This is a genomic window from Adonisia turfae CCMR0081 (assembly GCF_011009555.1).
GTDB lineage: Bacteria > Cyanobacteriota > Cyanobacteriia > Phormidesmidales > Phormidesmidaceae > Leptothoe > Leptothoe turfae.
The window spans coordinates 1,305,469-1,319,598 of record NZ_QXHD01000004.1 but is presented as its reverse complement, the minus strand read 5'-3'; the positions used below and the strand labels follow the sequence as shown (position 1 = coordinate 1,319,598).

Below are 14,130 nucleotides of genomic sequence, written 5' to 3'. Positions count from 1 at the left end.
AAAAATGTCAACATTGGAAATTATTCAAATTTCGAAGTAGCTGTTAGATAATGTGAATGCTAAGATGGTACTACTTTGCTCGCACTATCAGCGTCATACATGCCTATATCTTGCATGCTCTAATGCTTTTGTGTGTGAAACTCCATTCACATTCTCTTTAGATTTAATCGGCGATGTCTCTGCAGACGGAAGAAATTGTAAAAGTCCTCAAATCTAAGCATCTGCGGGTTACCCCTCAGCGATTTGCAGTCTATGCCAACCTGCTTTCTCGTGAGGATCATCCAACAGCTGAGCAAATCCTGAGCGATGTTAATAAGGATGTGCCCCGGTCTTCCCAGGCGACCATATATAGTTCGCTACAGGCATTACGGGATGTCGGCCTGGTACGCGAGGTGCTGTTGGAAGAAGGTGTATGCCGTTACGATGCCAATGTGGGCCAGCATCACCATTTTCGCTGCAAGGTGTGTGGCTCCATCGAAGATATCCCGTGGGAAAAGTTTCAGTGTCTGGATACGGCGCAGCTGCGTCCTGGATTGACCGTGGATAGTTATGAAGTGACTGTGTATGGGGTTTGCGATCGCTGCGATTAAATCGCCCATTGCAACGGCCTAGCCATGCCCACAGGCACCTTCATGTATAAAAAATGATGTTGGATCACGTAGGGGTAGTGCCTTGTGCCTACCCCATTTCGCGTGGGCCAAAAATTTTTCATCACAATTTTGAGTATTCGCAAAAAACTTCAGCAGAACTTCGACTTATTTTGAAGTCCGCATCACCATATTCAAGGGCAAATTCGCATAAAACTGTATGGGGTGTATCCCATTTACTTCGTTTGAGTTGTCCCATAAACGGTTTTTTTAAACGTATGACAGCCCTCAATCCTATTCTGAATTTTCTAACCCAGCCCTCAAGTTCTGGGACTGCAGCGATTTTGCCTTTAGAGCTAACAAGTGTCGCTGATGGGCAAGATACAACAGCGTCATTGCAAAGTCTTAACGCGGCATTTCTTATGGTTTTGGCTGGTGAGACCCACCCCAGCTTTTCTAACGCTCAAACTTATCTAGAGAAATTATCCACGTCACCAGAGTGGGGTAAAGCCGCTAAGTTTTACATCCAAAGTGCTCAGCTGATTGATCAAGAATTAGAGCAAGTTTGCGAGAAAGATGCTGATCTAAAGTCCAAGTTGGAGTATGTAGCCACCACCCTGGACGGTGTAGCTGATGATACAGTTGCTGCCGCTAATACAGTTTGGTCTGTACTGTTTCCCGAAGGTACTGGCATTTGGGAAAGAGAAGCTGAACAAGTTGCCGCATTGCGTGAAAAGCGTACAGTTTCAATTGATCAGCTCAACCCCAATCCAATTGAGAACCCTGCCAAGCAGGTGCTCTTCACCTCTAATGCTCTGCTAACAATGCCCCTGGGCTCAGCAGACTTGTCCGCATTTGATGCTGACTTTCAATCCGAACTAGCAGATGCGGCGGATGATCCTCAGCTTTACTGGTATGACCACCCCATTCCCATTGGTGTCGCCGCTGAGAACAATGAGATTCTATATGGTCTCAAGCACCTGAACCATGCAGTTGCATACGAGAATGAGCAATCAGGCAGCACCGACAAAGTCAACTGTGTGTTGTCAGTGTCAGTCACCCATGAGCGCTTGCAAACATTGGGTAAGAGCTATTTAAAGCAGGTGTTGGCGGCCAGTGAGCCGTTGGACCATCTGAATATTTTTGCCTTCACAGAGACAGATACTAATAAGCTAATTGAGAAAGTCTTACTGCCTATCTTAGAGAAATCCTCTTCTAGTGAAGATGCCAAAGAAATGTTGGCTGTCTTTGGCGTGGATGGTCGTTATGGCCGCCACTACAGCTTCCTAAAGGCGATTGTTGCTTTGTGGAATGCGCTAGTCGATCCTAAGATTAAAGCCACATTTAAGATTGATCTGGATCAGGTCTTTCCCCAGGCTAAGTTGCTAGAGCAAACTGGTGACACTGCCTTTGGCCATCTAAAGACACCTCTCTGGGGTGCAACAGGCAAAGACTCCGCCGGTCAGCCCATTGAGCTAGGCATGATTGCTGGCGCATTGGTTAACCAAAAGGATATTCACAAAGGTGTATTTACACCTGACGTGACAGTTCCAGGAACTAAGCTTGCTCCCGATGAGTATGTGTTCTTTAGCAAACTGCCCCAGGCGCTATCCACAGAGGCAGAAATGATGACTCGCTATGAGGCGGGCACTGACTTTGATGGAGAGACTAAGGCAATTCAGCGGATTCACGTGACCGGTGGTACCAACGGGATATTGGTGGATACTCTACGCCGTTATCACACATTTACGCCTAGCTTTATTGGTCGTGCAGAAGATCAAGCTTACATTCTCTCGGCCCGTGGGCAGCAGCCTAACCTGGGATATGCCCATGCGTCTGGTTTGATTATGCGCCATGACAAAGAAGGCTTTGCCCAGGAAGCCATTGCCATGGCTAAGGTGGGTAAGCAGGTAGGAGATTATCTACGGATTCTGTTGTTCTCCAAGTATGCTGAGGCACTCCCCGAAGCGACAGCAAGCATTAAGGCAGATATTGCTCCGTTTACAGGCTGCTTTGTATCTCGACTTCCCATCACAGTAGCGATGTTGAGATTCTCTCTTAAGGTGGCAAATCTGTTTAATACCGGCAAGTCAGACGAGGCAACTGAGTTTATCCAAACAGGTGTTTTCCAGCTGCAAGAAGGTCTAGACTTTATCCAGGGAGAACCCAGCGACTTGCAAAAGACCTATGAGGGTGAGAAAGCTGGTTGGCAGTTGTTTTATCAGGCTCTAGAGAGTGTGGAGAAAGCTGTGCAGAATGATGAAGAGTGGGCGCTTGAGGTGAAGCAAGTCACTCAGGCAATTGTTCAGAACTGTCGTGTTAACTAGAGAAGAGAAAACATCAGCTATCGATCTAATATTTCGATAGTTACATATCTGCTCAAAGCCCGAGAGACAGCTATGTCTTTCGGGCTTTATAGGTAAAAGGGCTTTATAGCTCTTGGTATGTGATTTAGATGTGGTTTACGGAGTAGCAGAGTACTATTGAGATGTACACCTACAACTGTACCTGTATGACTCAGGCTAAAGAGTCCCCAGAGTTGCTACAACCGGTGCCACCGGTGCCACCGTCGGAGAGTTTGCCGACGATGTACGATCTGCCGAGTGAATTTCCTGAGGAACCTGGCTTGCCTGACGAGTTTCATGATTTACAACCTCAGTTGCTGAGTCGTACCCTGCGATTGACTCAGTATGCGGCTGATAACTATTTCACGGGTACGGACATTAACCTCTACTATGATGTGCGCAACCCGCTGTGGCATAAGCGACCTGATTGGTTTTTGGCGGTGGATGTGCCAAGGCTCTATGGTGGCAAGGATTTGCGCAATAGCTATGTGGTGTGGCAGGAGGGTGTTAGCCCGCTGGTTGTAGTTGAGTTTTTGTCGCCGGGGACTGAGGCGGAGGATTTGGGGCCGTTTTATGGGGAGGCTACTGACGCAACGAATGGTCAGAGTACCAACGGTCAGTCAAAACCACCACGTAAGTGGCAAGTATATGAGCAGATTTTGCGGGTGCCTTATTATGTAGTGTTTAGCCGCTATACAGGCATAGTTAGGTTCTTTCGACTTGTAGGAGCACGGTATGAGGAACAGGTGGTGCAGAAGACTCAGCCGCAGCTATGGATACCGGAGTTAGAGTTGGGATTGGGTGTCTGGACTGGGACATTTGAAGGCATTAACCATGGCTGGCTGCGGTGGTGTGATGATTCGGGTAACTGGCTGCTGACAGATACGGAATTAGAATCCCAGCGGGCGGATGAGGCTGTAGAAAGGGCGGATGAGGCAGAGGCGCGGCTGCGGCAGGTGGTGAGGAATTTGCGACAGTCGGGGATGGATACGGCTGATATTGCTGAAATAGTGGGGCTACCTCTAGAGGAGATAGACAGCATGAACAACAATCTTGTGTAGGGTAGATTAGTCAGAATTTGTATAGTCTCCTAAATCCATGAGACTGGCTCAATGCATCAAGAATATTTGATGAGTTCTCGTGATCGTGCCTGAATTGTTTGGGTGCAGTATTTCCTGAAGAAGAGTAAACTCTTGTCAGTGGTTGTAACAATCTGTATCTTGACTGGGGTCTAAAAGAGATTTATAGTTTCTCGCAAGCCGCTTTGCGGCTCTACTACAGAACTGAATACCTGGCACTGTCGGCAGGTGCGTCACCACCTAACCGACAGCTGACCCACAGCTGATCTAGCCAACTGCGGGCTTTGGTTATTATGCCTTAGCATCCCCGGTGTGCATACATCTTGTGTGGTTTGCTAAGGCATTCGGTTCTGGTTTCCTTCGCAAACGCTACGTTTTGGAGATCAGAATCCATGTTTCAAAACCAGTCCGCAGTCATGCCGAAATCTGAACCAGCTCCCTTGCCAGAGCACCAATTTGAAACGGTGCGTCATATCCTGTTTGGCACCCTCACCGCTGTACGCAACACCATTGCACTGTTGCACAAACTCAACTACGCCGAACCCAATGATTGGAGTAAGCCCTTACCCACCGGGCGACCTAATGAGGTAATGGCTATTCTGACCAAGCGCATCAGAGTCGATTAACAACAAATGTAGGGTGGATTAGCGATTATTCGCGCAATCCACCGAATCCTACAAATCAAGGTGAGAGAATTCTATTGACACCTGATGAGCAAGTGCTGCTGACCTTGAAGTGAGGCTCTAGTTGCTAGGTTTGAGAGATCCAACCCTCGGGCAATTTATTAAGTTCTTCTAGCAAGAAGTCACCATAAACCCATACCCGAGAGTCATTATAAAGATTACTGAGAATTGGTTTGCGGGTACCCAACCTATCCCAAGGTTGAAGATCGGAATCCAATTCACAAAAGCCAACCCAAGGATAGCCATCTTGCTGTAGTTCTTCAGATTTAACGAGCACAGCTGCCAAAATCGCCAAATCATAGGGTTTTAAAGAAAGGCCCATAGCACCAATCGTAACTTGACGCTCTAGCATCGACTCGGACAGTGGAAAAACACTGAGTCCTGGGTGGGAGGCTAACATTTCTAATCTTTCTGAAACCTTTGTCAGTTCATTGACGACTAATCCATCAAACTGGTTAAATACCCGAAATGCGGCTTCTGCATCTTCAAGGTTTATGCGCCCCTCATCCCTCGCCCATCGCACAAATTTGCGTAAATCTTCTGAACGCGACCGGGGTGTAAATCTCCGAGGTACAGTTTCACGAGCTTCCGCCAGACATATCGCGGGAACAAATAGCCGAAACTCGCCAGCGTCAGCTCGTTGTAATAACTGAATTGCCTGTGGACTCTGTAAATGGGCTGGTGCCGCAAGATCTACAACCCAATTTGTTTCCACTAAAACTATGCTGGGTTTCAACTGGCTACTCTGCTCCACCTGGGGCCAGCTGCCCGAATTTCACCAAGTCTCAGAAGACTAATGGTGGGCTCACTAAAAAGCTGCTTTAAATCACTGGGCAAATTTTCTAAACTTGAAGTGTGCTTGAGTGTTTCTAACCACTGTTGAATCTGTGATTCAAACTCAAGCTCATAGTGCCCCTGCCCCTGCTCATTTGCAGAGGGCAGTAAATGTTCTGGTAGTAATGCTTCGCTAACCACAGAAATCGATTCGCCATCAGACTTTTCTAGGGAATCACGGAGCAGCAAAATATGGTCACCAGTTATGGCCAACCCAACTGAGCAGCTCATGGATGCCATGAGTCTTTTAAGCTGCTCAATAGCATCTTGACGATGGGAAAAGTGATCATTGAGTTTTACCTCAACAATAACCAAATACTCCCCATCAGGACCTACTACGACTATATCTGGATGTGCTCTACTCATAGTCGTATTGTAGCTTGTGCAGACTGGATCAGCGATGATTCCTGTATCCAATTGAATCATGAGGTGTAGCTTTGAATTTATGCATGCGTTGCAACATATCCTACTGGTCGCTTCATATTTTCTTTAATATATGCGTCATAACGTATCCTACCCGATTGATTCTCTGTCAAAACTTTGAATACTTCAAATATTTTGTCGCATAATGAATCCAAATAATTGCAATAGAAACTCTCAGTAAATGAGCCAACTTATCTCCAAATACAACTCCTACAAAAGTAGTAAATACTTAGCACTTTCTAAGGAAATGGAGTACATTGCCCCTAGACTTTAGAGTATGGGAAGTTCAGAGCTATTAAATAAGGGAATACAGATGAAAGACCTGACTAACGAACAAATACTCTACTTGCTGTATGCACGCGCTTATCAAGACGAAGATGGCACTATTACTAAAGGAACAGTCAAAGCACGTTTGCCTAAAGCCATACAAGCAAAAGCTAACTCTATATATGAGGCTCTGGAAAATTTGGGCTTGATCGTCTACGCAAGACGATACCGATTTTCAGTTACAGGTGCTGGCCATAAATCCTTAGTTGAAGGATTAGGAAAAACAGACTATAGATTTACGTCTAGCAAAGGATATAAGGTTACTAACGAATTATTAGTCTGTATCCAAAAAGCTTGCGAATCAGAGGAGGCAGAAAATATCATAACCGATGCAGAGTTTGAGACTATATTCAGAAAACAGTATCTTGAAGAAAGAAAAAGTCAAGCTGAGAATGGAGTAGAGGTTGTTAAAAAGGGTGAGCTTTTTAAGCGGATCTCTGCACATTACATCCTGTCCATAAATGTATTTGCTGAATACTTTGAAAAACTTAAAAAGTCAGGGAAAATATCTGTTTTCAAGGGAAGAGATGACGAAATAATTGAGTGGGTTGAATAAGCAATATGGGATTAGGAGAAGACTCTGGCAAAAAGGAAAGAATAAGAGAGTTTTTAGATCGCATCAGCAATGGGCTTGGTTATATTGAGGATATCTGGATTGATCGCAAACTAAAACCACCTAGTTCCGGAGAAAATTATAGCTCGGGAAGAAGTCTCTCAGGAAAATCCGTTCAGACTTTAGGTGAACTTCTGAAAGATGATATTGAGCATACTTTTGAAAAGGGTCTTTTTACATTTAGGTTTATTGCTGCTGTGCCTGGTAGTGGAAAAACTACTACACTTAGCTATCTTAAGGAGCTTATAGATAATAATCCTGAACATCAGCACACTTCTGTAGTTGTCAACTTTGCCTTCAATGAATTGCTTTCTCAGCCTGGAAGTGATGTTTTTGGGGTCAAGTTTTATTCTGCTGTCTTTTTAAAGACGCTCTGGGATATATTTGGGAGGGAAAAATCAGAGATATCAGATAGAATAAAGGATGCTGCCAAAGATTTTTTGATTAGAGTAACCAATAAAGAAAAAGTTGCTCTGATAGAGGCTAATGCTGATGAAAAAATCATGTTCGAAAATAAATTGAATTCTCTTTTAGAAGAAATAAAAGTGAACTTCAAAGATCTTTTCTTTCAATTTATTAAGTATATTTCAAAGAAAGAGCCTCAAGCTAAGTTTGTTTATCTTATTGATGAGTTAGATGCATTGCACGCGCATCAAGATTATCTAAACGATGCAAGATCTGTGATGCGGGATTTGATCAACACTGCTGTTGATTTTCAAAAGCTTCGCCTGATGGTTTATATCGTTGGTAGACAAGATGATGTTCAGTCCTTCATCATGGCAGATGAAGCTCTACGTAGTCGAGTTTCTAATTCTGTTATTAAGCTTGTTCCTTGTCGGATGGAAGAATGTGAGCAAATTCGAAAGAATATAGAAGAGCGACTAAGAGGTGCTTATTCTGGTTGTAAAGATTTTGATAAAGCTTGGAGTGAAATCAAAGATATTCAGCTAGAAGTTCCGCATGATTTCAATACTTTAAGAGAATTTTGCAAGAAATATGTTCAAGGCATTATTGAGATCCATGAGAAATACTTCAAATTCTTTGATGAATCATTCAACAAATACGAGGGTAGAGCACGTGAGATCTTAGAGCGAGAGGTTCGGCAGCATTGGTTTAGCCTCATTGGTGATTGCGCAGATGAGGTGAGTTTGCCTAAAGATGGTTCTTTTCAATATTTAGGGCACAGTGAGTGGAAAAAATTTAAAGGCAAGCAAAATCACACCTTGCTGATCGCTCAGACAACAACAAACTACAAGAAACATAATCTAGATTGTTATATAGAACTAAGACATAGGGAGGATATAATCGCTCAAGCCTATGGCGAAGCAAAAAACTATAAGTTAATTCAGGAGCATCTGTCTACTTTTTTTGAGTGGTTAGAAGACTTTGATTATCGTACTTCTTCAGAGTATGATTTAGCTTTCATGATTGCGCCCGCATGCAGTGATCAGAAGCTTTTAAAGCTACACAAAAAAGCAATCAGATTTGTGGCAATTGATAAGATTGAAGACTTCTCACAACTAGGAGATGGCTTTTCTCCTAATGAAGAAAAAAATAAGAGAAAACCTATCCAAGAAAAGTTAGGCCATTCATCCGATATTAATGGGGCTACTTTATCTGAACTTCAAGCTACATTTAAGGGAGCAAGGATTCAGCGTAAACTACTTGATAAAATTATTGGTAATCGTCCATATGTAGACCTTAAGAATCTGTTTGAAAAAGTGTCTTTATCTGAGAAAACTAAGAATAAAATTTTAGCCAAACATCAAGAAGGTGAGATTTACTTTTCCTGATTTTATAGATGAGCCTCAGGTGCCTATTAAATTATCGTTATCTTCACGAATATTTCGAAAAAATATCTGCGAAAAATCAACTTCTAATCTCAACTAGCAAAAACTAGAAATCTATGGCGTGGACTTAACCATCCGCAATCAATTGATGAGGTGAGTAGAGTATGTTGGTCTTCTATTTAACGAGACCTATTTAGATACTTTCGTACCCAACTTCTCAGATTAACTTACGCTGCAACCTCATCCTGCTGTGCTTCCTCTAAAAAACGATAGAGATCTTCTTTCCGCACAAAGCCAAACGTCGGACTCGTTTCAGCTTCTTCATACGCATCACCCATCAGACAATAAATTCGCCAAACCTCACTATCAAACCTCCAAAACTCTGGCACCCCCAAACTGGCATAGAGGCGATTCTTATCAATATCCGTGTGGGTAATATCCACCTCCACCACAATATCCGGTGGTGGATCCGTTTTTAGGTCAACCGTCTTACCAGCAACCTTAGGCTGATTCTGAATATAGTAAGCATTATCTGGCTCTGCCCCCTTGTCGAGATCGGCCCGGTCCAACGTCGTAGATCGCATCGACTTCAGCCGTAAACCCAATTCCACCACCAAAATACGAATAAAAAGACCAATTTACTCACTAGCCCGTTCATGTTTTTCTAAAGGCCTAGAGATTTCTAAAACACCACAGTCATAAGTAAGGTGAGCAGCACGAGTAGCCGGTAGTGCATGAAAAACCTGCTGATAGCCCTGGCAGGTAACGTTGGGTAAGACAACTCGTTTTTCTTCAACGGGCGGGGCAAGTGTTCTAACCATTTATTGTTTTATGGCATTAAAATATCCCTCAGCTTTATTGGCTAAGGGTGCGGCTCTTTCAAAGTAAAATTTTGTCATGAAGAATATGGACTCCAGTAGGTTCTGGTATGTATTAGGAAGTCAGAGTATAGACTTATCCATTTTTTGAGAGATAGGTTATAACCTGGTTTGTTCTACGAACATTCTCATCAGTCATGTCTTCTACCATAGAACAAAAGACCTTTGAACAGGCCTACGAGCAGTATCAGGAGCTTATCAAGACGTTGAGTTCAGAGGATGCTCAAGACTGGGAACATGGCGAGATAGAACGCTATATCAATGAGCATGGCACCGAACTGCTCAGACGATTATTGCAAGGACATCTAGACTTACGCTACCAACAAGAGAGCTATCAAAGCGAAGTCTATGGGACCGATGGAGAAAAGCGACCGCATCGTCGCAAACGGACCCAGCGCCAACTCGAAACTCTGTTCGGTGGAGTGGTCGTCCCCCGTGTGGGCTACAGCACGCAAACGCCTAATGTGAGTGCCCTCTATCCGAGCGACGGGAAGCTCAATTTGGCCCCTGATAAGTATTCTGATGAGTTGCGACGGCGTGTGGCCGAAGAGGCCTCGAAAGTATCGTTTTCCGAAACCAGTCAAACCATTGCCAAAACCACGGGTGGACAGGTTGGCAAGCGTCAATGCGAAGAGGTGACGGTGTCAGTGGCTCAGGACTTTGAGGACTTCTATACCCAACGCAGTGGGACCGAGACTGCGGCTGCGGATGATTTATTGGTACTCACCACCGATAGCAAAGGCATCGTCATGCATCCCGATGATCTCAGAGAGGCGACGGCTAAAGCAGCACAACAATCGGCACAATCGCATCAGACTCGCTTAAGTCCCGGTCAAAAACGCAATCGCAAGCGGATGGCGATGGTGGCCTCCGTCTATCATGTGCCCCCCTATTCCCGTCAACCTGACGATATTATTGGTGACCAGAGAGAGCCGCCCAAGCGACCGTCTATCAGTGACAAACGGGTGTGGGCTAGTGTTAGGCAAGATGCCAAGAGCATGATTGCCAGTGCCTTTGATGAGGCCATTAGTAGAGACCCTGAGCATCAAAGAACTTGGGTCGTGCTGGTCGATGGTGAACTCCATCAGTTGAATACGATTAAAGCCACCGCCAAACAACACTCTGTGGCGGTAACGATTGTGATCGATTTCATTCATGTGTTGGAATATGTTTGGAAAGCCGCTTTTTGCTTTCATGCCTCCGGCAGTGAGGAGGCAGAACGGTGGGTACAGGAGCGAGCCTTACGGATCCTCAACGGCCAAGCCAGTGACGTAGCAGCAGGGATTCGACGTAGTGCCACCCTGCAAAATTTATCCAAAAAGAAGAGAGAGAACGCAGATAAATGTGCCGACTATTTGTTGAAGTATCGCCCCTTTCTGCACTATGACCAGTATTTAGAGCAGGGCTATCCGATTGCCTCAGGCGTGATTGAAGGGGCTTGCCGACATTTGGTTAATGACCGCATGGCCATTACTGGGGCTCGTTGGCGACTTGACCGAGCTGAGGCCGTCCTCAGAATTAGAGCGCTCAGGGCCAGTGATGATTTCGATGAGTATTGGGAGTTTCACAAACTGCAGGAATTCAAACGCAATCATGTCAGCAAGTTTCAAGATCCTGAAAGATTGTTGGCATCTTAATTGCTTTACTTAAAAAGAGCCGCACCCATCTCCATATCCTGGGCCTCAATATCCTCGTTATTTAAGGTGCGCTTGGCAATGTCGTACAGGTTATCCACTTCGGTAACTTTTTCCGGTTGTTGTAACTGTTCATAAAGGTCACGGGCCTGTTGAAATGTGGCCATACTTTTGTCCAGGTAACCCTGGGCACCGAGGGTGGTACCTAGTCCTGTGAGACTTTTGGCTTTGCCCGACTGCTCCTCCAAATGGTCGTAGAGTCGCAGGGCATCGCGATAATACAAGCGAGCATTGTCCCAGTCGGACATGGTTTCGTAGGCGTAGGCAGTTTCGTAAAGGGCACTGGCGTGGGCGAGGCGATTGTCGCTGTTGCGTAATTGGCTGACGCTGTTGAGCAGGAGCTGTAGGCCATCCTGCCACTGTCCGTCGCGTACTAGACGACTGCCGAGAACAGACTGGGTGGTGGGTAGGGCCTGCCAGATTTTGTTGCGATCGTAATGTTCGGGATCGATGGCGTCCAGAGCGTTTTTGTAAGCTTTTAGGGCACGGTCTAGATCATTGGAGTTTTGACTGATGGCATAGCGACGGAAGAGGGCATTGCCCAGGCGGTAGAGGGAATCGATATATTCAGGGCTGCTAGAGGGGGCAACTTCCAGAGCTTCGGTTAGAAGAGTAATACTTGTGGTGAGATTAGTTACTACTTGGGTAGGATTTGTTGTGAAGGAAGCGAGTTTAAGGAGAGCTTCGGCCCAATCACTTTGATTGTTAACCCAATCGTAGGGATAAGATTTACGGGTGAAGACTTCAGCAACTTTTTGGTAGGTCCCAAGAGCTAAGTTGAGAATTTCTAAGTCTTCTCCATGGTGAGAATCTCGATAAACATTAGCTAAATTTTGTTGGGTTCTGGCCCAATATTCAGGAAATGCGCTGCGAGTATGGACCTGTAGGGTATTTTGGTAGCAATCAATAGCCTGCTCCAGGTTCTCTGATCGCTCGCCTTGAGTGCGATTTTGATAGGCAACTCCCAGATTCATTTGGGTCATAGCCCAATATTCAGGAAATTCATTGCGTGTAAGAATCTGTAAGGCGTTTTTGTAGCAGTCGATAGCTTGCTCCAGATTCTCTGAATGTTCGCCTCGAATGCGATTTTGATAGGTAACTCCCAGATTCATTTGGGTTCTGGCCCAATCTTCAGGAAATGTAGTACGAGTGTATATCTGTAAGGCGTTTTGATAATAGTCAATGGCCTGCTCCAGGTTTTCTGAACGCTTACCTTGGATACGAGCACTACAGGTATTTCCCAGATTCATTTGGGTTCTGGCCCAATCTTCAGGAAATGCAGCACGCGTACGAATTTGTAGAGCATTTTGATAATAGTTAATGGCCTGCTCCAGGTTTTCTGAACGCTTACCTTGGATACGAGCACTGTAGATAGTTCCCAACCATTCTTGAGTATTTGCCCAATCTCTGGAAAACCTATTGTGGGTAAAAACCGCCAGCGCATTTTCAAAAGCTATCAGCGCCTGCTCCAAATTTTCAGCCCGCTCACCTGTACGACGGTTATGGCACTCAACACCCAGATCATATTGCTGTCTTGCCCAGCTACTATCCTTTGTTTCTGCCATCTTGACTGCTATGCCTGCCTATCTACCGCCATACTAAAAGACCCCTTACCCAACATCCACAATACTTTACGCTTTTCATTTCCTGCGTTACCTTTCCCATAAACACCTAATTTTCTGCTTTCCATGCTCAATCGGCGTCGCTTTCTTCTTCTTAGCAGTCTCGCCATCAGCGCTTGCTCAACTCGTCCTGTGGCCCAGTCAATTCCTAGCACGTCAGCCGCTGAGAGCTTGGCGTCTACGCCAAGCGAAGTACCTGTGGCCCCAAAACGTCATCCCAACTTTGGTCAACCCATTGGCCCTGAAGAACTCTCTGCACCTAAACGCGGTGATGTGCGAGCAGTGGTGATCAGTGATCTGAATTCCCGCTATGGGTCTGTAGACTACCGCCGTGAAGTGATGAAAGGCGTTTCCATCCTGCCCCAATGGGAACCGGATATTGTGCTGTGCATGGGCGATATGGTGGCAGGTCAAGCCACTTTCTTAAGTACCTCCGAAGTGGAGGCCATGTGGGAAGGGTTTGATAACCTCATTCTTAAGCCTATTCGCGAGGCTGATATTCCCTATGCGCTGACCATTGGCAATCACGATGGGTCTAGCCAGACCTACGAGGGGGGTGGCTATATTTATGCCGTTGATCGCGAAGTAACTACCCGCTACTGGCAGGCCCACCAAAATGATTTGGACCTACAGTATGTGGATATGGGTGATTTTCCTTACTATTACAGCTTTAAGCAGAACGATATTTTTTATATTGTCTGGGATGCATCATCGGCGAATGTGCCTACTGACCAAGTTGCCTGGGCTGACCAACAGCTAAGTAGCGAAGCGGCCCAGTCTGCCAAGTTTCGCATTGCTCTAGGGCATCTGCCGCTGTATGCCATTTCTCAAGGTCGCGATCGCTACGGTGAGTTTCTCAATAACGCCGACCAACTTCAGGCCATATTAGAACGTCACAACGTCCACACCTACATGAGTGGTCACCACCACGCTTACTATCCCGGTCACGTTGGCAATCTAAACCTGCTCCACTGCGGTGCCCTCGGCAGCGGTCCTCGCACCTGGCTCTATCGCACCGATGCCGCCATGCAAACAATGACGGTATTAGACTTTTTCTTTGATACTGGCGAAACCGTTTATACCACCTACAACATGAATCGTATGGAACTGGTGGACACCCAAACCCTACCGCGACAGATCGTTGGCCCCACCGGACGTGTACTAAGAAACGACATTACTTTATCTGACTTGACAGCTGACGAGCAGGGCCAGGCCTACATTCGAAGCGACAACTAAGTACTTTCTCGGATTTTCC

The 14,130-nt window shown here is 45.5% G+C and carries 13 protein-coding genes; 8 read left to right on the top strand and 5 right to left on the bottom strand.

The window, feature by feature from the left end:
* Positions 1-173 precede the first annotated feature (173 nt).
* The 4 genes from DXZ20_RS09760 to DXZ20_RS09745 all read left to right on the top strand — a co-directional run bounded on the left by DXZ20_RS09760 (position 174) and on the right by DXZ20_RS09745 (position 4,637).
* Entirely contained in the window at positions 174-590 is a 417-nt protein-coding gene (locus tag DXZ20_RS09760; protein ID WP_163663794.1) for a Fur family transcriptional regulator, read from the top strand.
* 275 nt (positions 591-865) lie between these two features.
* Entirely contained in the window at positions 866-2,914 is a 2,049-nt protein-coding gene (locus tag DXZ20_RS09755) for a hypothetical protein (RefSeq protein ID WP_163697859.1), read from the top strand.
* 185 nt (positions 2,915-3,099) lie between these two features.
* The gene (locus DXZ20_RS09750) at positions 3,100-3,993 is read left to right on the top strand and encodes a Uma2 family endonuclease (protein WP_163697857.1); all 894 of its coding nucleotides are present in this window, start codon (positions 3,100-3,102) and stop codon (positions 3,991-3,993) included.
* Between the two features lie 410 nt (positions 3,994-4,403).
* Entirely contained in the window at positions 4,404-4,637 is a 234-nt protein-coding gene (locus tag DXZ20_RS09745) for a hypothetical protein (RefSeq protein ID WP_163697855.1), read from the top strand.
* A 124-nt stretch (positions 4,638-4,761) separates the two neighbouring features.
* Here DXZ20_RS09745 and DXZ20_RS09740 read toward each other — a convergent pair whose 3' ends face one another.
* Together DXZ20_RS09740 and DXZ20_RS09735 are read right to left on the bottom strand one after the other, a co-directional pair.
* Positions 4,762-5,430 (bottom strand): hypothetical protein, encoded by a 669-nt coding sequence (locus tag DXZ20_RS09740; protein WP_250565702.1) that lies wholly within the window; start codon positions 5,428-5,430, stop codon positions 4,762-4,764.
* A complete protein-coding gene (locus tag DXZ20_RS09735) occupies positions 5,427-5,894 on the bottom strand; it encodes a type I restriction enzyme HsdR N-terminal domain-containing protein (protein WP_163697851.1) in 468 nt (155 codons plus the stop codon). The genes DXZ20_RS09740 and DXZ20_RS09735 overlap by 4 nt, the downstream gene beginning before the upstream one ends.
* A 370-nt stretch (positions 5,895-6,264) precedes the next feature.
* Between DXZ20_RS09735 and DXZ20_RS09730 the strand changes: the two genes are divergently transcribed.
* Complete coding sequence (locus tag DXZ20_RS09730; RefSeq protein ID WP_163697849.1) at positions 6,265-6,834, top strand: hypothetical protein; 570 nt, start codon at positions 6,265-6,267, stop codon at positions 6,832-6,834.
* A 5-nt stretch (positions 6,835-6,839) separates the two neighbouring features.
* A complete protein-coding gene (locus tag DXZ20_RS09725) occupies positions 6,840-8,684 on the top strand; it encodes a hypothetical protein (protein WP_163697847.1) in 1,845 nt (614 codons plus the stop codon).
* A 224-nt stretch (positions 8,685-8,908) separates the two neighbouring features.
* On the opposite strand, the gene DXZ20_RS38725 is transcribed toward DXZ20_RS09725, so the two are convergent.
* Together DXZ20_RS38725 and DXZ20_RS38720 are read right to left on the bottom strand one after the other, a co-directional pair.
* Positions 8,909-9,292, bottom strand: coding sequence for a Uma2 family endonuclease (locus tag DXZ20_RS38725; protein ID WP_431732098.1), 384 nt, complete (start codon positions 9,290-9,292; stop codon positions 8,909-8,911).
* A gap of 27 nt (positions 9,293-9,319) precedes the next feature.
* Entirely contained in the window at positions 9,320-9,502 is a 183-nt protein-coding gene (locus tag DXZ20_RS38720) for a hypothetical protein (RefSeq protein ID WP_348917934.1), read from the bottom strand.
* A 194-nt stretch (positions 9,503-9,696) separates the two neighbouring features.
* Here DXZ20_RS38720 and DXZ20_RS09715 point away from each other — a divergent pair, with 194 nt between their 5' ends.
* Positions 9,697-11,196 carry an ISKra4 family transposase gene (locus DXZ20_RS09715; RefSeq protein ID WP_163697845.1) on the top strand — a complete coding sequence of 500 codons (1,500 nt, stop codon included), beginning with the start codon at positions 9,697-9,699 and terminating at the stop codon, positions 11,194-11,196.
* 5 nt (positions 11,197-11,201) lie between these two features.
* On the opposite strand, the gene DXZ20_RS09710 is transcribed toward DXZ20_RS09715, so the two are convergent.
* Positions 11,202-12,818, bottom strand: coding sequence for a tetratricopeptide repeat protein (locus tag DXZ20_RS09710; RefSeq protein WP_163697843.1), 1,617 nt, complete (start codon positions 12,816-12,818; stop codon positions 11,202-11,204).
* Positions 12,819-12,941: 123 nt separating this feature from the next.
* Between DXZ20_RS09710 and DXZ20_RS09705 the strand changes: the two genes are divergently transcribed.
* Positions 12,942-14,111, top strand: a complete 1,170-nt coding sequence (locus DXZ20_RS09705; protein WP_163697841.1) for a metallophosphoesterase family protein — start codon at positions 12,942-12,944, stop codon at positions 14,109-14,111.
* Positions 14,112-14,130 lie beyond the last annotated feature (19 nt).